Annotated in this window: 14 protein-coding genes; 12 read left to right on the top strand and 2 right to left on the bottom strand. The window is 41.8% G+C overall.

Translation table 11 applies throughout. The features are described 5' to 3' along the window. The first annotated feature begins 153 nt into the window (after positions 1–153). Positions 154–2,196 carry a S9 family peptidase gene (locus L2740_RS03890; protein ID WP_248948816.1) on the top strand — a complete coding sequence of 681 codons (2,043 nt, stop codon included), beginning with the start codon at positions 154–156 and terminating at the stop codon, positions 2,194–2,196. A gap of 85 nt (positions 2,197–2,281) precedes the next feature. Here L2740_RS03890 and L2740_RS03885 read toward each other — a convergent pair whose 3' ends face one another. Continuing rightward, complete coding sequence (locus tag L2740_RS03885) at positions 2,282–4,117, bottom strand: carboxypeptidase-like regulatory domain-containing protein (protein WP_248948815.1); 1,836 nt, start codon at positions 4,115–4,117, stop codon at positions 2,282–2,284. 289 nt (positions 4,118–4,406) lie between these two features. Between L2740_RS03885 and L2740_RS03880 the strand changes: the two genes are divergently transcribed. The 4 genes from L2740_RS03880 (at position 4,407) to L2740_RS03865 (ending at position 10,088) form a co-directional block, all read left to right on the top strand. Further along, entirely contained in the window at positions 4,407–4,643 is a 237-nt protein-coding gene (locus L2740_RS03880; protein WP_248948814.1) for a hypothetical protein, read from the top strand. 225 nt (positions 4,644–4,868) lie between these two features. Then, the gene (locus L2740_RS03875) at positions 4,869–5,774 is read left to right on the top strand and encodes a C-GCAxxG-C-C family (seleno)protein (RefSeq protein ID WP_248948813.1); all 906 of its coding nucleotides are present in this window, start codon (positions 4,869–4,871) and stop codon (positions 5,772–5,774) included. A gap of 9 nt (positions 5,775–5,783) precedes the next feature. Further along, positions 5,784–6,263 carry a hypothetical protein gene (locus L2740_RS03870; RefSeq protein ID WP_248948812.1) on the top strand — a complete coding sequence of 160 codons (480 nt, stop codon included), beginning with the start codon at positions 5,784–5,786 and terminating at the stop codon, positions 6,261–6,263. A gap of 261 nt (positions 6,264–6,524) precedes the next feature. Continuing rightward, positions 6,525–10,088: a hypothetical protein gene (locus tag L2740_RS03865; protein WP_248948811.1), complete on the top strand. Its 3,564-nt coding sequence runs from the start codon at positions 6,525–6,527 to the stop codon at positions 10,086–10,088. A gap of 102 nt (positions 10,089–10,190) precedes the next feature. Here the strand turns inward: L2740_RS03865 and L2740_RS03860 are convergent, their stop codons facing one another. Beyond that, positions 10,191–11,492: an NAD(P)/FAD-dependent oxidoreductase gene (locus L2740_RS03860; RefSeq protein WP_248948810.1), complete on the bottom strand. Its 1,302-nt coding sequence runs from the start codon at positions 11,490–11,492 to the stop codon at positions 10,191–10,193. Positions 11,493–12,468: 976 nt separating this feature from the next. Here L2740_RS03860 and L2740_RS03855 point away from each other — a divergent pair. From L2740_RS03855 to L2740_RS03825, 7 genes are read left to right on the top strand one after another with little or no spacing between them, the layout of a single operon-like run. After that, on the top strand, positions 12,469–13,377 hold the full coding sequence (locus tag L2740_RS03855; RefSeq protein ID WP_248948809.1) for a hypothetical protein: 909 nt from the start codon (positions 12,469–12,471) through the stop codon (positions 13,375–13,377). Positions 13,378–13,388: 11 nt separating this feature from the next. After that, positions 13,389–14,105, top strand: coding sequence for a hypothetical protein (locus tag L2740_RS03850; RefSeq protein WP_248948808.1), 717 nt, complete (start codon positions 13,389–13,391; stop codon positions 14,103–14,105). Beyond that, a complete protein-coding gene (locus tag L2740_RS03845; protein WP_248948807.1) occupies positions 14,105–15,283 on the top strand; it encodes a hypothetical protein in 1,179 nt (392 codons plus the stop codon). Before L2740_RS03850 ends, L2740_RS03845 begins: the two co-directional genes overlap by 1 nt. Next, positions 15,265–16,656: a hypothetical protein gene (locus L2740_RS03840; protein WP_248948806.1), complete on the top strand. Its 1,392-nt coding sequence runs from the start codon at positions 15,265–15,267 to the stop codon at positions 16,654–16,656. The genes L2740_RS03845 and L2740_RS03840 overlap by 19 nt, the downstream gene beginning before the upstream one ends. A gap of 23 nt (positions 16,657–16,679) precedes the next feature. After that, a complete protein-coding gene (locus tag L2740_RS03835; protein WP_248948805.1) occupies positions 16,680–17,972 on the top strand; it encodes a hypothetical protein in 1,293 nt (430 codons plus the stop codon). Then, positions 17,962–18,723 (top strand): hypothetical protein, encoded by a 762-nt coding sequence (locus L2740_RS03830; RefSeq protein WP_248948804.1) that lies wholly within the window; start codon positions 17,962–17,964, stop codon positions 18,721–18,723. Before L2740_RS03835 ends, L2740_RS03830 begins: the two co-directional genes overlap by 11 nt. A gap of 23 nt (positions 18,724–18,746) precedes the next feature. Then, positions 18,747–20,057: a transglycosylase SLT domain-containing protein gene (locus tag L2740_RS03825; protein WP_248948803.1), complete on the top strand. Its 1,311-nt coding sequence runs from the start codon at positions 18,747–18,749 to the stop codon at positions 20,055–20,057. Positions 20,058–20,065: the final 8 nt, after the last annotated feature.

The following is a 20,065-nucleotide window of genomic DNA, read 5'->3' as shown; positions in this document are numbered from 1 at the left end:
TCTTTGTTTAAAGCAGATGTGTAACCATCTGCAACAGCCTTTTGATATTGATATCCTTTTTGTAATATTCGCGGCTATACTAGCTTCGCCAGTAACAAGCTGGCTAAAACACTAATAAAAAACTCAACAAATTGCTCCTAAGGAGAACCACTCGTGAAGAAAGCAGGGATCCTGTTACTGTCTATGCTAATGCCTATGGCAAGCGCATATGCAGAATCAACTAAACCCCTTTCGGTTGATGTGCTGTGGCAACTAAACCGTATAGGCAGTCCAATCATTTCACCGGACGGCGACAAAGTCGTTGCGCCAGTAACCCAATATGATGTGCCAGAAGACAAAGGCTCAACCCAACTTTGGTTATTTGATAAAGACGGTGATAGCCAGCAAGCGCTAACAGCTAAAGGCATGCGTGCTAGCGAAGCAACCTTCTCACCTGATGGTAAAACACTAGCGTTTATCAGTAAGCGTGATGACGATAAAGCCGGCCAAGTATACCTATTGCCAATGAACGGCCCGGGCGAAGCGCAAAAGCTTACTGATGTGCCAGGCGGCGTATATGGCATGAAGTGGGTGGGTAAACACATCTACTTTATTAGCCGCATTTTCCCAGGTAAAAACTGGGATGAAATGACAGAACAATTAAAAGCAGACAAAGACACTAAAGTCTCTGCTCATCAATGGACAGAGCTGCCTTACTCAAGTTTTGATCACTGGATTGATGAAGATCGTCAAGCGCACGTATTCCGTATCCCTGCGACTGGCGGTGAAATTGAAGCTATCACCCAACCGTTAAAACATCAGCTACCTCGCTCATCACAAAGTGCATCAAGCTATGATATCGCGCCAAACGAGCAGTGGATTGCCTTTACCGCAAACGGCTGGAGTAAAGATCTAAAAAACCGCGAAGTTGACCCTAAGATTGATATTTTCTTAGCTAAAATTGGTAGTGGCAAAGCTGAAAACTTAACCCCTGATAACGAAGCGCCAAATAGCAATCCGCAGTTTAGCCCTAACGGCAAAACCTTAGCCTTTACGCAACAGCTTATCCACGGTTTCTACGCTGATACTACCCGCCTAGTATTGATGGACATGAAAAAGCGTCAACCAAAAGTGCTGAACGACTCTTGGGATCGCTCGGTATCGCGCTTTGGCTGGACTAAAGACAGCAAAGGTTTCTACGCCGCTATCGATGATGCCGCCACTAGCCGCATCTATCATATCAATGCCAAAAACGGCAAAGTAAAAGCCATTACCAAAGACACCAACTTTGGTAAGCCAGCAATGGCAGAGGATGGCACTATCGTTGCTACTAACGACAGCTTCCTCTATCCAGCGCGTCTGGTAACCATTAATCCACGTAACGGCAAAACCACGCGTTTAGATAGCTTTAACGACGACATTCTTGCTGACGTTGATATGGGTACTTATGAGTCAGTAACCTACAAAGGCTATAACGATCAAGATATTCAAATGTGGGTTCACTACCCTCCAGGGTTTGATCGCAGCAAGAAGTATCCACTTATGATGCTTATTCACGGTGGTCCACACAATGCGATCTCTGATGGTTTCCACTACCGCTGGAACGCGCAGACATTTGCCTCTTGGGGTTATGTAACTGCATGGCCTAACTTCCACGGTTCAAGTGGCTTTGGTCAAGAGTTTGCTGACAGCATCAACCCAGACTGGAAAAACAAATCACTAGAAGATGTACTAAAAGCGGCGGACTGGTTTGAGCAAAAAGACTGGATCGACAGTGAGCGTATGGTTGCTGGCGGCGCAAGTTACGGCGGTTATTTAACCTCAATTATTCTTGGTCAAGAACATCCGTTTAATGCGCTACTTATCCATGCTGCGGTATACAACATGTATTCGCAAATGGCGGCAGACTTCTCGGTACACAGCACCCGTTTTGGTAACTACTGGGAAAAACCTGAGATCTACAAGTCAATTTCTCCGCACTACTTTGCAGAGAACTTTAACACCCCGACGTTAGTGATCCATGGTCAGCTTGATTACCGCGTGCCAGTAGGCCAAGGTTTTGAGCTATTCCGCACGCTGCAAACCCGTGGCGTTGAATCAAAGATGATCTACTTTCCAGATGAGAATCACTGGATCATGAAGCCAAACAACTCTATCTATTGGTACAACCAAGTAGAAGATTGGATGACACGTTTTGCTGAGCCAGGCGGACGTTAATCATACCCAATAAAAGCAGCTATTAGTCTGCTCTATAAAAGCAAAAGGCTACCAATTGGCAGCCTTTTCTATTATCTAAATCGACTTATTTAGTCACACTAACATCATACCACTTAAGATCATCATAGTTATCCCAAGTGATAATACCGTCGCTATTACGCACTAACACTCTGAAGTTGAACTGGTCAACGGCATCTTCATCTTTAAAGGTATAATCCATCTCACATGCCCCCCAGTCACTAACTAGGCTATCTACCGTGCTATGGTTACCGGCTTTTTCAAAGCGGCACTCAACCACATCATTTTGTGGATCGCTATACAGTGCCTTTAGCTGATAAGTATCCCCCACTCTTGCCATCACATCGGTAGCAACCACACCATTAATCAATAAGTTATCAACCATTGCAGGTTTACGCTCTGTGTCTAATGGGAGCTTAATCACCACCTCTTCACGCTCATCTAAATAATCAACGTAAGTGATATATTGAATCTCATAAACATATTGAGGGTGCGCAATACTTGCATCGAACAAATAACTATCGCCCTTTGGAACATCTACAATGAGATCCTTTCTACCAACCACATAAAACTCTGCAATTCGCTCATCCGGGCCAGTGACTTCAATATCAATTTGTACTTGGCCATCGATAGCAATCGGTTGTTGCACTTCAACCAGCATATAAGTTGAGTCCGGTGGATTATTGAAAACTTCCTCCCCCACGGTCACCGTTCCCACTTCTAGCTCTTCTCTTTCAACATAATCAGCCATCATAAACTGAGCACCAAGTTGAACGTCCGTCTGGCCGTTTAAGCCGAAAAAGCCATCGTCATTACTCAGTTCAGCCATGATATTTACCATATACTCTTGAGCATCTTTTTCGGTGATTTGATGTTGATACTTAAATACACCTTCAGCTTCAATGACTTCCTCAGTACCAAGTTCTAAGTCTGCACTAAATTTAGCGATAATAGGACGTTGATTAGGATCTTCAACAGTCACTTCAACCGAAACGGTATCACCGACAGAATACTCAGTGTCAATATGACTTGAATACCAAGTGAAGTCTTGCCACAAGCCAGTTAATGTCTGCTCATTATTGACATTAACTTGGGTAATAATCGGATCTTGGTGCATTCTGAACGCACCAATCGAGTCATCAAACTCTTCAATTTCAACAATGGTGCGAGTCCAAATATTTGAACCATCAAGAGCAACATCATCAGCTTTTAGGGTATAAGTGCCAGTTGGAATGCGATCAAATGAGAATTGACCATTATCATCGGTTACGGTTTCAAACTGACCATATTTGCCTTGCAGCAGTACTTTGACCCCAGCAAGTGACACACCATCGCTATCGGTATAAGAAAAATCTGGCTCGCCGTCCCCGTCGATATCAATTAAACGATCAGCCACCATATCGCCATCAACATCGATATTTAAATCACTAACACCATCAAAATCTCTATCAATATTTATATCTGCTTTAGCGTCACAGCTCACATCAACATTCAGATAAATACCTTCTCTGGCAGTGACGATATTCAACTCGCCTAGCTTGTCGCCATTAAGGTCGATATTGTAATAAAGATTACCTTTATCATCGGTTAAGTTGGTGTCAGCATCACCATCTTGATCGTAATCCTGGTTATATAAACTTGGCTCAATTAAGCTGTTATAAGCCGCGCCGCATACATGCCATGTTGCTAAGTCAGACTCGCCCTGCTCGCCATTTTCAGCGCTATAGCTTGTGCCACGTCGAGAGTTAACTCGAGCCAGCGCCTTATCATCAAACAAATAGGCGTCTGCAACTACAGAGCCTAAAACTTGCTTGCCAGATGGCTCTGACTCACTGCTTCCACCACCGCCACACGCCGCTAGCACAGATAGCGCTAGCGGAACTAAAAGGAATTTTTTAATCATGATTGCTCACAAAAAGTATATAAATAAGCCGCTTGCTTTAAATGAATAGAATAGGCAATTAGCGAAGAATTAATTAGGGCGCGGGATTATATACAGTAAATGAGCGGTATAGCAGGTAGTAGTTAATAAATTTCTAAGGTCGGTCTCATTTTCAGCACTTTTTGTTGGTGTTTTATCAAAATCAGCAAAAACTAATAAACCTCTACCCCCAATTAAAATAAAATTTCAGCCTGATATAATTAGCTATACTTATGCATTTCACATTAACCCAATATGCTAAGTTTAGTGCATGCTAATTACTGAAAAATCCATTGCCGCTTCTATCAAAACCGAATCTAAACCTGCTAATCATTCTCATAAAAATACACCAACTTTAACACTCCCATCTCATAACAACATAAAGATAAATAAAATAAGGAAACATGAAATAAAACCGATTTTTAAAATAAGCGTTCAACCAGCCGTTAATTTAACAAAACCTATTCTAAACCCTGTCGCCACCGTAAAAGAATCACAAACAAAATAAAAATTCCGCTCAAAACCAGCTTTACGTTTAACACTAGTTAAAATTACAAAAGATAGAAAACAGAAATAAGCTATACCGCTAAAAAAATTAAAAAAAACTGGCTTTAAACATATAAAAAATATTCCTATTTAAATTTATCGCACCAGATCACAAATCACTATTAAATTTAATTCTAAATATATGATGCGAAATATAAGTCGCAGAAAATATAATAGGGAAATAAAAATGATGAATAGACGTGATGCTTTAAAGAAATTCGCTACATTCTCCGTTGTTAGCACTGGTAGTGTTTTTGTTCCAACTGTATTAGCTAATACTCAATGCAGCAATAATGAGGCTATCGATTTTGGAAGTAATGGTAATGATGCAAAATTACTTACCTACATAAAGCTCGACCCTATGTCCGTTGCGAAACAAGCTTACGCCGGTTATGACCGTGGCGGATGTATGTACGGTGTATTTGATGCCATCATAAAGTCTCTTGCTGATGCTGGTCACGAAGATGCTTGTCGTTTTGCTGCGATTCCAACCAATATGGCAACTTTTGGTAAAGGTGGTGTCTTTGGCATAGGCTCTATTTGCGGCTGTGTTAACGCGGCAGCTATGGCGATCAATTTACTTGCAGGAATCAATCAATCAGCGGTAAGCCGAGCGTTATTTCGCTTCTATGAAAAATCAGAGATGCCAAGAGGAGATAGTGCATTCTTAACCGCTATTGGGGCTCCTACACGCAAAACTGACGATGGAACATTACTAGAAGCCAATTTAATCGGTAAATCAATCGCAGGTTCAACACTTTGCCATACCTCTGTCACCCTATGGTCTAAAGCAAGTCAATTTGGATCTAGTCATCAAGCTAAATTCGAACGTTGTGCTCAGGTAACAGCTGAAGTCGCTTATATGCTAGTAACCTACCTAAATCAATCTTTAGAAGGAACTTTAGAAGCCGAGTTAGTAGCACCAGCAAACCAAGACTGCGCCGGTTGTCATAGCTCTACAGCTCGCGAACCAGACGCTTATTTAGGAACAGATGTAAATTCAACACTTGAATGTCAATCATGCCATAGCTCACACGATATGGCTGGCGGTGTGCCTGTACATGAAGAGTTAACTTGTTCTGATTGTCACTAGGAGGTTCTCATGAAAAAACTGTTTCCAGTGCTGGCGCTAACACTTGCATTAACAGCTTGTGATAGTGATGACGATGACTCGCCATCAACACCATCTATTGATATTGACGCTGCCACAGCATTAACTGTAACTCAGGTTGAATTTGATAAAACAAACGATAGTTTTACTTTCAATCTAAATGACAGTGCAGGCCTACCGATCACTGGTGCCGAAACTGCTAAATATAAGATCATGTATCTAGGCTATACACCTCCAAAAGTAACTGCATTCTCAGTACCTTGGCATTATGCCTTGCTTTGCAGTGCTGGTTTTGAAGTAGAAGCAAACTGCGTTGGGGAGTTAAAAGAAACAAGCTTAGGTAAATACAGCTTTATTCCAGATACCTTGCCAACTGAAACTTGGCAAAATACACGTTTAGCAATAACAATTGTAGGAGCCTTAAGCCAAAATAAAGCAGAGATAATCACAATAAATAACACTGATAGTTAACTGTTAATCCATTTTATAATCCCCCTTAATTCTAAAATCAAAGGCTGCTCAGTGAGTAGCCTTTTATACATTATTAAAAATTGTATTCGTACTGAAAACTATTTCCCCCAGTCTAATAAACTTGCTTGATAAACAAACAAGTCAGCAACAAGTTTTACACAATGGTAACTGTGATTAAAAAAGCAATAAGTTATCCTCGGAGGCATCTCAATATTGAATCCATAACCAATGGATTTCATTCAGTTTTAACAGGACGTTAGTATGGGCACATTTAGCCAGCTACAAGTTATCGAGTTTAACCACCACAGCACGGCCAGCATCGAGCAAGCCTTACAAACCTATCAAGCTAAGCTAGAAGCACATCAAGCCTTTGATAGAAGCGGTCGATTCAACTTGATGTTTATGGATAACAGCAGCGGCACAACTGAACACTTGCAACTAGAGATGCTACAAGACACGCAGCCAACAATGGATGCACTTGGGTTAAACCCAGATGGTGGTCACTTGAGTAGCTATGTTGTCAGTGATGAACGTCAACTGCATCTGTCTGAGACCTTATTATTTGCCCTAGCCCTTGAGCATGACTCACTCACCCCACAGCTACGTAAGACTGCACAAGCCATGGTTAACCATGCCCGCTTTGAAAACGACACCAGTGACATGTGGCTTGATGATACGCGAGTGTTTGGCGCAGAACCGCTTTATATGATGGCAGCAAAAGACGCTAATGACGCCATTTATTTAGCGCAGTTTTTTATCCCATACTGGGATGATGAACATGCAGTTGGCTATGGCGATATGCTGTTAAGCCTACTCAGAAAACATGGTTGGTGTGAGGCGATGATCAACGCCTTTATCTGGTGTGATAATCACAGCTTTAGATTCGCTTTTTACGGCAGTGATTGGGAGCAACCGGCACCAAGATACCAACCTCTTGGTGATTACTTAAAAGCTAACCCGGATAAATACCCACGCTTTATTGAGCTGATTAAACAACGCTTTCATGCCCAGCCCGCACTGGTTTATAGCGAGCATGACTCACTGGAAGAACAAAAGCCAATCCTCAACTTATATATCACCTTAATCGCCGAGTGTTGTGGTCAAGACCGAGAAGAAATGAACTGTGAGCTAGCCGAACATTTCATTCATGATAGTCTTGAAAATGAAGCCATTAACTTACAAAACCAACTAAAGCAGGAGCTTAACGGCAAGCTCTGTTGTTATGCAGGCAGCATTGCCTACCAACGAAAGCAACGAATTGAGCGCGCAGAACGTAAAGAAGCACGCGACAAGTACCTAGGCGGACTGAAGATGGCCAGCGAGTTTATGCTGAGCCTTGAAAATAGCCACGCGCTACTGGCTTACATATCTACTGGCGAAAATCCGCAGATCCTTGATGATATTGAATACTTTAACATCGTCCCACATAGTGAAAAGCACGCATTAACCTTTTTTGAAGCAATCCAAGAGTCTTGCTGGGATATGGACGACTTTGACCATGTGCGCGATAACTTCCATGAAGTGATGGAGCTCCTAGCAAAAGATTTGCTGCAAGATAATGATGAGGATATGGACGAAGCTGAAATCAATGGCTTTATCAGCCGAGTCAATCCAAAGCCCGAAAATATAACATTGGCATCGGCTAACAGTCAGCCAGAAAGCCAAGTACGCAGTGCGCAAACCCTATTACGATTTGTCGACATTTTCTACCGCTTCTTTGGCCTACAAGCCTTTAATGACGAAATGTGCGACCTGCTAACCGGTGAGACAGAGTATCAAGCCATTATCAGTGTTGATGATTACTACGCACGCTTCATGCCAGCTGGTGCCGAACAAAAATCAACTAATGGAGTTAGTAGAGCAGAACAAAAATCATTAGAAAGCTTACTCGATGAATTTTGTGACATTGGCTATAGCCAGATCTCTGCAGAAATGCTCGAACAAGCTGACGAGCTATTTGCTAATCGCGCCTGCTTAAACTGCCAAGACTGGCCTGAAGATGAGTTAGGTATCGACACACTATGTGCTTACCTATTACTTAAAGATAAACAGCAAAATTGCGATGATGAATACACTCAAGCCTTGCAGCACAAACTCAATGGCACGTTTGAGCGTGCTGTAAACTTGATGCTCGAAAATGCCGATATCTTAGGAGATGGTCCTTTCACCGAAAAAGGCCTCAATGATACAGAGCTACAACAGCTAAAAGCTTATTTTACCGATCCTCATCCTGAGCTTGATCAACAACAAATAATAGCGCTATTAAACCAACACCTTTATAGCGAAAATATCTGTCGTCAGACATATTTATACTTCCCTAAAATTAGCCCGCAGCAAAAAAGCTATAGCTTCTTAGATGACCGTGATGATGACTACCAACGGGTGATCCTAAGTTGCTTATGGCTAAAACAACTCGACATCCCTGAAGCCATTAATGCTGAGCGGATTTGGCAACTGCTGATCACCATGGCACCTATCAGAGTTGTGCATGTTATTGCTAAAGCCTTCAGCGAACATAGCCGCAAGTTGAGATTTGAGTCAGCTGTCGATGAACGCAACTTTTTCGATATGTTAAACAGCCATGGCATAGATAAAGCCTTTACCTTGGCCTATCAAGTTGAGCAATTTAGCGCTAGCTCATCTCGCACTGAAGATTACGTAAACTTAGTCGAGTTAATAGGTGCTTTAACCACTGAAAAGCCAATAGATCCAATAGCGCAGGAAAAGGCTAAGGCGTTATTACGCGGATTAGATTATAGCTATCAACCAATAAAACTCGATTTTCATAAGCATGTTGCAATGACTTTCCCAAGTATGCCTTTTGCTCTCGATAACGAACTAAAGCAATGTCTAGCCGACTTTATTAAGCTTAATCAAAACTCATGGGAAGAGGTGGTTGCCAGCAAGTTTAGCGACAATGTGATCTTTTCTGACTTTGTCACCGACGAGGCTGAGCTGCCTAAAAAGTTACGCTTTCAGGTCAAATTGCATCCTAACGCCGATATTAGCCAAAGCCGTAAGAACGATAGAATGGATTGGATCTACACAGAGGTCTTACAGCTGGTTGGCGATGAACTACTGGTTTTAGTGGCAGACAAAGACGCGTTTAAAGACGGTAATTTCTACGTTGGCGGTCAAATTGTGATCCTCGATGATAAGGTAGATGCCCAAACCGTGATTAACGCAGTCAAAAAACTACCTACTCCAGAAGAACGGCAAAACCAAGTTAACCAAAACCTATGGGCCTATCTGCACGGCGAGCTAGATTATGCAGAGTTTGCACCGCAATTTAACCAATATGTGAGCTATGAAACCACAGTCAACCTAAAAGAGTATCGTAGCCATGCACTGAGCCAATATGTATGGCTACTGGACGATGAGCGTTGCGGTCGCTTAGTTAAGTTGCTAGCAAATCACAGTTATCGCGCTTACAAAGTGATTACAGACGGGCTAGTCACAGGTTACGTAGACATGCTTGCCCTACAAGGCAAGATGGACTTAGCGACTCGCTTAGAGTGCGATGAAGATGATTATGAACAAGCCGCTTATCAAGCGCTGCTTGATTGGCTGTTTAGCCATAAGGTAAAGCCTGAACTCCTGTTGCTATATATGATCAAACACTATCAACCATGCATGGGGCAGTACATTATCGCCATGGCACAACGCGATGAAATTAAGCCTTTACTGCCATTTTTGCGTATTGATTCTAAAGCTGCGTTGGTGGATATCTTAGCCAAGCAAACAGGTGGAAGTGAGTTTATGACGTTGTTCGCTAAAGAGAAGTCACGCAAGATCCGTGATCGAGTAGAGGCTGTATTAAGTTAGCAAGAGCTTACGCTTGTATTCACTAATTTGCTTGCTATAACGTAAAAGAGAAGCTAATGCTTCTCTTTTTAGTTTTATAATTTCTGCATTAAAGATGTGATATTAATGCAGTTTCATACGTGGGCGTACCACTCGCATCACTTTTTCTGCGCACCATAGAGCAACCGTTTTAAAGGTGCCGTGGATCGCCTGCTGATGCATACGATAGAGTGAGATATACACTAAACGCGCGATCTTGCCCTCAACAAACATACTGCTTTTAGTCAGGTTGCCCATCAAGCTACCGACTGTACTGTAACGTGACAAGTTAACTAATGAACCATGGTCGACATAAACATAATCAACTAGCGACTCACCTTTAAGCTCATTGAGAATATTCTTTTCCACACACTCTGCCATTTGATGTGCAGACTGCGCTCGCGGCGGCACAAAGCTGCCATCTGCTTGCTGGCAGGCACAGCAATCACCGATAACATAAATATCATCGCTCACTGTACTGAGCAGATTCGGTTTGACCATAATTTGATTGGCACGGTTTAGCTCAAACAAGCCAATATCTTTAATAAAGTCAGCCGCCTTAACTCCGGCTGCCCAAAGCATAATATTGGCTTCAATCAGCTTACCTTCTGAAGTCACAAAGCCTGCAGCAGTCGCCTCGCTTATACGGGTATTCTCCATCACATTAACCCCAAGCTTGCTCAGTTCAACTCTAGCTGAAGTGGCTATTCGCTCAGGCAGTGCAGGTAAAATTCGCTCACCCGCCTCAATTAAGTGAATATTAAGTTTATCGGCTGTCATCTTGCTTAAACCGTACACTTTAAGCATGTCAGTTACATGGTAAAGTTCAGCTGACAGCTCTACACCCGTTGCACCACCACCAACAATAGCAATATTAAGCACATTGATACTTTCTGACTGATGCACTCGAGTAAAGCTATCTAACAAGGCGTTATGGAAACGGTTAGCTTGTTGGTGTGAATCTAAGAAGAAGCAATTTTCTTTAACGCCTGGTGTGTTGAAGTCATTGCTCACGCTACCTATAGCGATTACTAACTTGTCATACTGGATCTGACGCTCAGGTAACATTACCTTACCCGCCTCATCAACAATCGGCGCCACTGAAATTGACCGAGTGGTTTTATCTAGGCCACAAAAGGTACCAAGTTGAAATTGATAACCATGTTTAGCAGCATGTGCCGAATACACCACGCCATCAAGAGCTGAATCGAGTGAACCGGTAGCTACCTCATGCAATAACGGCTTCCAAATATGAGTTCGATTTCTATCGACTAAGATAATTTGAGCTAGGTTTTTCTTACCTAATTTATGCCCTAATTGAGTCGCTAGTTCCAAACCACCAGCGCCACCACCCACGATAACAATTTTAGGGTTTGCCGATTTCATTCTTTGATTCCTCACATGAAGCAACTATATTGGCCCACTTATGGCTGTAATAGAGCTAGATACTAATTTAACGTTCACTTCTTTAATTAGCATATGTTGACGCAAAACATGACCCAAGTCACGTTGAATAAATCCAATTCATTGACAAATATCAGTTGATTTAACCACCAAAACCCCAAATAACAACATAAAAACCAAACAAAAGATACCAACCAAGCTATATTACACACATTAAATAACACTCCATGTTCTAGAGTATCGAAGCGACACTAGCTGTTAATGAATAATAGCACTCAAGTTAGCCGTAACACTTCTAAACATATCCTATTACCATCACTTCAGATTTACCCCATCCTTGAACGATTCTCCTCCATTAATGAACATAGTAGCCTTCAACGAAGCTGAGTTCACTTAGTCAGCCCCACAGTACTAATGAAGCCCTCATAAATTAATTTTCAAAAGAGTAATCAATTAACCGACTTATTTAATTAGCAGATATTTATAACCCGACCAAATATATCTAAAAACAGATATCCAACAAAATAAAAATCCCACCTATCCAATTAAAAGATATTTAAATTCTAAACGTAACATAATCAAAAAACAGATAACCAACAAAATATAAATCCAAAATTATTAAAAAGTTACATTACATTTAATCTATATGCTCACCATCACATTTTCAGCAAAAATCATTACAGGAAGCTATGACTAATTATTCATGAAAACGAATAAACCCGCCAATTATAAGCATGAAAACAAAAAACGTTTAATTAGACAACTATCCCAGAAAAAATCATGACTTCACTATATTAAAATCCAATAAAACTAAAGCAACACCCCCCATTCCCCGACAACACGAATCGATTAATTTGACTAGAAGTGCAAGAAAATCAACTTTCAATCAAAATAAATACAATTGAAATATAGATAGCATTTTCGTATTTTATAAAAAATAACAAAAGCTAACTAAATTATGAAGTCGCTAATTAAGACTTTGCTTGCTCTACAAATAATACTAATACTTAGCATTACAAAGAGCGCCCATGCTAGTGATACATACCTAACAATTAAAGGATATGGTAACGACCAAAGTGCTGCAGAACGAGACGCAAAGCAGCAATTAGCATTACAGCTATATAGCAAGGTAGAGGTTTCTGAAAAAAACCAACAAGAAAAAACAGATAACCTTGTTACTTCTAGCTATTCGCTTAATTCAAGCATTAATTCTCTGCCTGTGGAAATCAGTAACATGGAGTTAGTTAGCCAAAGTTGTGAGCAACAGCCTTGTGAATATGAGTTTAGAATCAATAAAACTGTATGGGTTAATAAACTACTAAATGATATCAACCACAGTCATTTACTTGCTACAGATTTATTAGCTAATAATGGTAGCTCATGGCGAGATCTAAACCGTTTAAATGAGGTGTCAAGATTACTTTCTAAAGCACAGAATGCTATCACACTTGTACCTAGTTTAATTGAAACAAGCCTTGCCCCTTTAAATAAAATTCACCTCAGTTTAGAGCGCTCACTAAACAAGCAGATCCAGAGTATTAGTGTAACAATTATTTCTTCGCCAGATTTATTTGCATCAACTATCAAGGCGAAATTAGCACAATCATTAATAGTTTCTGCAGATGCACACATTACGCTTTATATCAAAGCCAAAACTCAACATGGTAGACAAGGACAGCAGTTTATCGCTAAGCAGACTCTATTTTTACAGTTATTTGAAGCGAATAAACCCAGCGTAACGGTTAGTCAAAAGATACTGACCGAAATAGGCCTGTCGCCAAATAGCGCAGAGTCAGCTAAGAATGCCGCACAGCAAAAAATAATTAATACCATAAACAATAAATCAATATTTACATTGCTACATTAAAGGACATAACAATGTTTAAAAAAACCATTCTTGCAGGTCTAATGCTTTCTGTTATCTCTGGCTGTGCTTCTATCACTGGTACAGAATCATCTACAGCTGATCGCGCTCAAATGAAAGTAGAACTAACCGAGAGCTGCGCCACTCTTGGTGATAAGTATACACCTGTTTCTTATGCCGTCGATAAAGCATCAAAGGTTATGGTGTCAATTCAAGAGCGCCAATGTGCAGTATTTAATAGCTACTCGACTCTAGCTGCAAAGCATGCTGATGTAGCAGGTTTCTTAGCCGTTAACGCAGACAAGTCTGACGAAGAACTGCTTATTGCGATGAACGACTTTGATGCGGCAAAACCTGAAAATAAGAAAATCCGCCCTCAAGTAGAAGCGTACCAACAAGCCTCAGATGACATCTTTGATGAAAACCTAGAACTTGCTGCCGATATTACCCTGCAAGTTGCTGAAATCGCCTACATTGCTTCACAAAATGCTACGGCGATCGCTCACGATGCGGCAGGAGGCGCCCTTGATAGCATGCTTAAGTTTGGTTCAAACGAATCAAAAGAAGAAGGTGAAGCTGAAGAGATTGTACCTATCGTTGAAGCATACAATGAGCTAAAAGCTCGTTCAGAGCTTGCCCTTGATGCCAATACATTGATTTCAATGGATCAAAACACAATCGAGCAATTAAAAAATCTAGATAAAGTATTAGCAGAGAAAGTGAAAGCATAATGAAGCTGACTAAAATTGCTTGTTTAGTCGCTATAGGTATCGCCATCACGGGCTGCCAGAGCACTAAGGTCTCCCAGACACATTCAGTTGAAAGTAATGCAGGAAACTCATCACTGATTATCGGCAAATCTGCACATGATTTTGAAAACAGTGACATCGAAGTGCCTGCATACTTCAACACCCAAGGCTTGCAATTTTGCTCTTATGAAACTGAAGAGAAAGATAGTCGCTGTCCATTAGCCAAGAAGACCATTCGTCTCTATTTCGGTGATGTGCAAACTGATGTCAGCGAGAACTTGCAAGGCACGTCTGCAGATGTATTTAATGCGATGCATTCAAGTATTGGCAAGTTTCAAAGCAAAGCACTAGAAAACACACTTGAAAACCAATTTGCAGGCGTTAACCGCTTCCGCATTTTGACTCGAGATACGGATTCTGTGAATGCCGCGATGGGAGAGATTCTTGCTGATGAGGGCGCAGTTAATGTTGCTAAAAAGGCCAGCAGCAAGAGCAAACTATCTACTGATTACATCATAAAAGTCGATGTGCTCAAAACAGGCGACATGCTGTTTGGCTCAACTCAATCCTTATTCCAAACCTCAATGGAAATATCGACCGGTGTAATCGATCCTTATACCCGGGAAAAATTGAGCTACCCAAATATTGGCAAAATCCGCGTCTCTAACTTCGATGTGCGAGAAAAAAGCAGTTATACCACTGTCATTGCTAACGGCGAATACTACCGTGGTTTTAACTACACCAGCAGCAAGGATGTTGAATCGGTATTAAACGAAATGTCATCGCGTAGCTTCGACATCATGCTTACCCGACTACTCAAAGAGATGCCAGCCACTGCACAAGTGATGGGGATTAAAGGAGACCGTATTTCATTAGACCGCGGTCAAAATGCGGGGGTGTTACCCAACGAAACAATGGTGGTGTTTGAATATAGCGCAGGATTTGTTGAACCAATTGGTGTCGCAACCGTTAACCCAAGCATGCAAAGTGCTCAAGGCAAAATTATCCGTTGGAAAGACAGTAATCTTGCAGAGCAGGTACGCGATGAAGCGGAAACAGGCATCTATCGTCCAGACCGTCAACGCCGCATCTTTGCCGTCAGTGTAGGGGTACCAATTGAGTTTATGAAGGAACGTAGTACATGGGTGCAAAAAGGTTAACTCAAGGCTTCGCCCTCAGTACCTTATTTGTATGCCTGTCAGCTTCAGCATTGGAGCTAGATAAGAGCCAGTCTTCGCTGGCTCTTGTTGAACAAGGCTGTGCATATGGACGTGGGGCTTTAGCAATAGAGGCAGCAAAGGCGCAAGCTTTAAATAGTCTGCGCTTATTTCTGTTAGGCGAAACTTCATTCTCATTCTCTACTGACGACGCTCAGCTGTTTGACGAACAATATAATCAACAGAGCCGAGAGTTGTTAGTATCGGGGATTGCCCAAGGCACCATTCGAGCTAACTATGATCAGCCTGAAATTCAGGGGGATGATACATGCATAACAGTGCGCCTGACTCCCCCCGCTGATCAAGATCAAGAAAGCGAGCAAGATGTTGTCTGGGGTTCGGAGCCAACAATGTCAGTCGTTGTTGTTGGAGAAGGAAAAAGCAAAGCGGGTCTAACTGCTCGCCAAGCCGCAGAGCAAGATGCATTTCAACGTGCTGTAAGTCAGGTTCTTGGAGTGATGGTTAAGTCTGGCTTTATGCAGCAATCGAGCTCAAATATGTCGGCATCTGCGAACTCTGATGACTTTAATATGCAAGAGGTGGCAACACAGTCTCTCTCTTTGCAATCTCAAGGGCTAATAAGCCACTGGAATGAAGTCAGCTCAGTGCAATTACCAGACGGTACATTGACAGTCACCCTCGATATTACTGTTGAGAAAAAACGTATCGAAGAAAAAGTGGCTGAGCTAATAACAAGTCTTGGACAACCCACCGTTTATATTGATGCTAAGCTTCCCATTGTAAAGCAAATCTTTACCGATGCGCTTGCCTCCATGGGATTCAATCTATCTGAGTCACCAGCTGCGGCGAGTATCATTCTGCAGGTTTTAGAAAACGAAAAGATAACCCCTTCTGGGCTACAACTTGAACTTAGAGCAAGTGTAGTCGACCGTGCTGGTAACCAATACGGTGCCTGGCAGAACGACCCAACCTTTTTAACTTTGCCAAACCAGCCCGACATGCTCAATGAGTTGGCCTCAGTCCATCTGGCTTTAGAAGACAATCAGCAAGCACTCAAACAGCAGCTACATGATTCTGTTCATAAGATGGCGATGCGAGGTGGTCCAGTCCGTGAATTGATTTTATCGGAGAGAGCAGCAGGTAAGCATGGTCAGCTTTATACCTTACTCAGCGCAATCAATGGTGTTTCAGATATAAAAATTAATGCAGAATCCGGCAGAGTCATAGTGCAGCTTAGATCGTTAAATAATGCAAACGACTTAGCCCAATACATAGAGCCATCATTACGCATTCACCAGCCACAATACCAAACAAAACTCAGCGTACTTAATGAATACCAAATTCAGGTACTGTAAGCCCATAAAGGATATATTTTTTCATGTTTAAAAAAACGCTCGTGTCATTAGTATTAGCAAGTGTCCTAGGCTCTGCCCATGCCAGTGTTGATTTTGACCTCAACGATCTCGTGCCTGCAACAAATGAAGATCAAGCGCAAACCGTTGATACTTCAGATGTCAAAGAAGTTGATGGTTTAGTGGTTGCAACTGACGCAAAGGCTGCCGTGTTAGTTGCCCATAAAAGCCTCATTGAAGATGACGGCGACGGCGTGAAAATGATTGCTGTTAGCTCTGGAGTCGGGATCCTTTCTACAGGTTCTGCAAGCTACGAAACCTACGAAAACCGTAATGCGTCACTATTATCAAAACGTGCTGCTTATACCAAAGCCTTCCAAATTGCTAAGAAGCAGTTAGTGGAGAATATGGAAGGCATGAGCAATGCATGCGCCACTGTCGTTACCGAGGTGACGGACATGATTGATACGGGCACAGAAAGTGCCGCCAACACCCACAGTTTCACCAGTGATAATTGTGCCGAGTCGGTTAAAGGCGCTTTAGTTGGTTATGTCACCTTCGATGTTTTTGACGATCCAACAGAAAAAATGGTGCGCGTAAGTTTAATCTCTACGCCAAAAACCCGTGAGCAAACCAAACGTCAAGTGGGTGCCTTAACCCAAACAACTGAACCTAATATCATCTTTAAGCAAATTATCAATGATCTACAAGCTGGTGTGATGCCTCCTGTTGGCGCGAAAGTGATTACTAACGCAGATACAGGTGAGTCATTTGTACTTGGTTTTGGTTCCTCAATTATTCGTGAAAATAGAAGCAAGAATGTTCAACGTAAATTATTGAGCGCTTCCAAATCACAAGCACAGGCTAAGGCACGTAACAGCTTGATCTCAGTGATGCAAGGTGAAGAAGTATACTGGCAAGGTGGCTTTGCTGAAAACCAAGTTGAGAAGAATGAACAGTTCGAATACGAACCTGACAATATCAACCCTGCCGATGCTACGGTACTTGCAGAAGATAAGCATACTTTCCTCAATAATATGAAAACATCAGACGCATACAAGTCATTTGCAGCAGGTAAAGTTCCAGCGGGTGTGTCTGTTAAAACATTTACGAGTTCCGATGGTAACTGGTCTCTTGCCGTAGCCGTTTATGCTCCTTCATTAGAGGCAGCAGCCAAAAAAGCATCGGCTGAAAATAAACAGAGATTAAGAGAAGGTAATGTTGGTAGTACTCATAAGGTCAACACAACTGGTGGCCTAACCGAAGCTGAAAGTTCGCAAGGCCCTTCAGGTCAGGTAAGCCGTATCAATGAGCTATAAATCTTCTGGGTTGTTGCTGGCAAGCTTAATAAGCTTGCCAGCAATGGCAAATCAAGCCAACAGCTGGGAGTTTTCAGGTACCCGTTATCAGGTTAGTGGGGAATCCCCCTTTTACTCAGCCTCTATTGAGCGTGAAAGAGCCCTAAAACCCGCTCAAATGAAAAGTCTCTGCCGTAAAGGACTCGCATTACCCTTACGTGCAAAATATGAGAATAAGTTGATAGCTGCCCAGCTAATTAAGGCCCCCTTCTCTGACTGGCCTATGATCAATCTGCAATTCGAACTTGATAACATTCAATACCATAATGTGACAAACCTAACAGCCTCTTGTTCAGCAGCCATTATTGACAGTGGCAAATCAACTAACTTAGCAAGAACCGGATTAAGTTATGCCGTTGCTTATTACACTACTCAGCAATATGCAGCCATTAAACCCCTATTGCCGTATTTGATGAAGGAGCCAGTGGTATCCATGGATGGGGCCAGCATGATAACTCTCTTACTCCAACAACAAGATCCTGTTAAAGCAGAGGCTTATTTTGACAAGTATGTTGATATCACCAAAGTCGAAAGCGACGACATCAAGTTATGGCTAGCCCAATGGAAGATGCAACAAGAACAACTCACAACGAGCCTAGCTATCGTTGAGTTATGTAAAAGCTCGAATTGCCAACAACTGGCCAATGATATCCATGATGCCATAGATAAGCTTGAGCAAGCTTCCGCCGATGACTTGTCGTCCTATTTTTAATTCTTGCCACGGAAAACTAAACCTTGATAACACTTCGAAATAGCATTTTATGTATCGCCATTAATCTATGTTTCGTTGGTAATGTTGCAGCCAATGACCCTTTTGCAGAACTGGATCATGAAGTCAGTCAACTGAGCGTCGATGATTCGAATGAGTTTAATCAGTGGTATGCAGCACATATTAATGAATTTACCCAGTGGCAAATCGCTTATTTAGAGGATTGGGATAAGCAACAGCAAGACTCTATTTCACGTTGGGGGGATGCAAAAACAAGCTCCCAAGACTTGATTGTAGTGGTCGATAATAAAAGCCATTCTCGCACCGTAATCGATTTAAAAAACAACCAGATAACCATAGATATCAAACCTAATGAATCTACTGTAAATAAACAGCAGCAACTTGATAGCATCAATAATGTTATTGTCTCAAACCAAGAGTTGCTAACCAGCATTGGCTTGACAACGCCCATTACCGCCAAGACTGATACAACAAAAGTCATTGATGTAAAGCTGGATAGTGACGTTATCAATCACGTACAAAATACGATAAAAGCGCAAACAGAGCGCCAAATGAGTCAGTTAGATATTTATAGCGAACAAAGCGAAGTGTTAACCGATGAAGCCATAAAAGAGCAGGTTCTCATTGAGCAAAAGCGCGTAATGAAAGCCCATGAGATCGAAAGAGTCGCGAAGCTCGAAGATAACTTTAAAAAGAATCAACAAACCTTAGCGCGCGCCCCTATAAAACTCGTGCAGTATCGGGTTGATATTCCAACTTCGGCAATATCTGAACGGGCTAAAAATTACATGCCCTATATTTACGTTGAAAGTGTCAAACAAAACCTACCTGCACCATTGATCCTGGCCATTATGCATACAGAGTCTCATTTTAACCCAAAAGCTAAATCTCACGTTCCCGCTTTTGGCTTGATGCAGATAGTGCCCAATACTGCGGGTCATGATGTCAATAAACTCTACCGCGGCAAAGATAAACCTATGAATGCAAATGAGCTTTACAACCCACAAGTCAACATAGAAACAGGTACAGCCTACTTAAAGATCCTCAAAAACAGATACTTAAAAGGGATTAAAGATCCCCAAAGCGCAACGTATGCAGTCATCGCAGCATATAACACCGGGTCAGGCAATATTGCCAAAGCATTTGGACTCAAGAGTGTAAATATGACGGTTAAAAAAATTAACACTATGAGTTCGCAGCAAGTTTACCAGCACTTAATGACAAACTTACCTTACAAAGAAACGCGTAATTATCTTGAAAAAGTTAATATCAAGCTAAAGACATACAGCGAAAAAAATAAGAGCTCAACAATCTAACAAAAGGT

The sequence above is a fragment of the Shewanella pneumatophori genome (assembly GCF_023283895.1).
In the GTDB taxonomy this organism is placed as follows: domain Bacteria; phylum Pseudomonadota; class Gammaproteobacteria; order Enterobacterales; family Shewanellaceae; genus Shewanella; species Shewanella pneumatophori.
The sequence above is the reverse complement of the archived record's forward strand: the minus strand, read 5'-3'. Positions and strand labels throughout refer to the sequence as shown.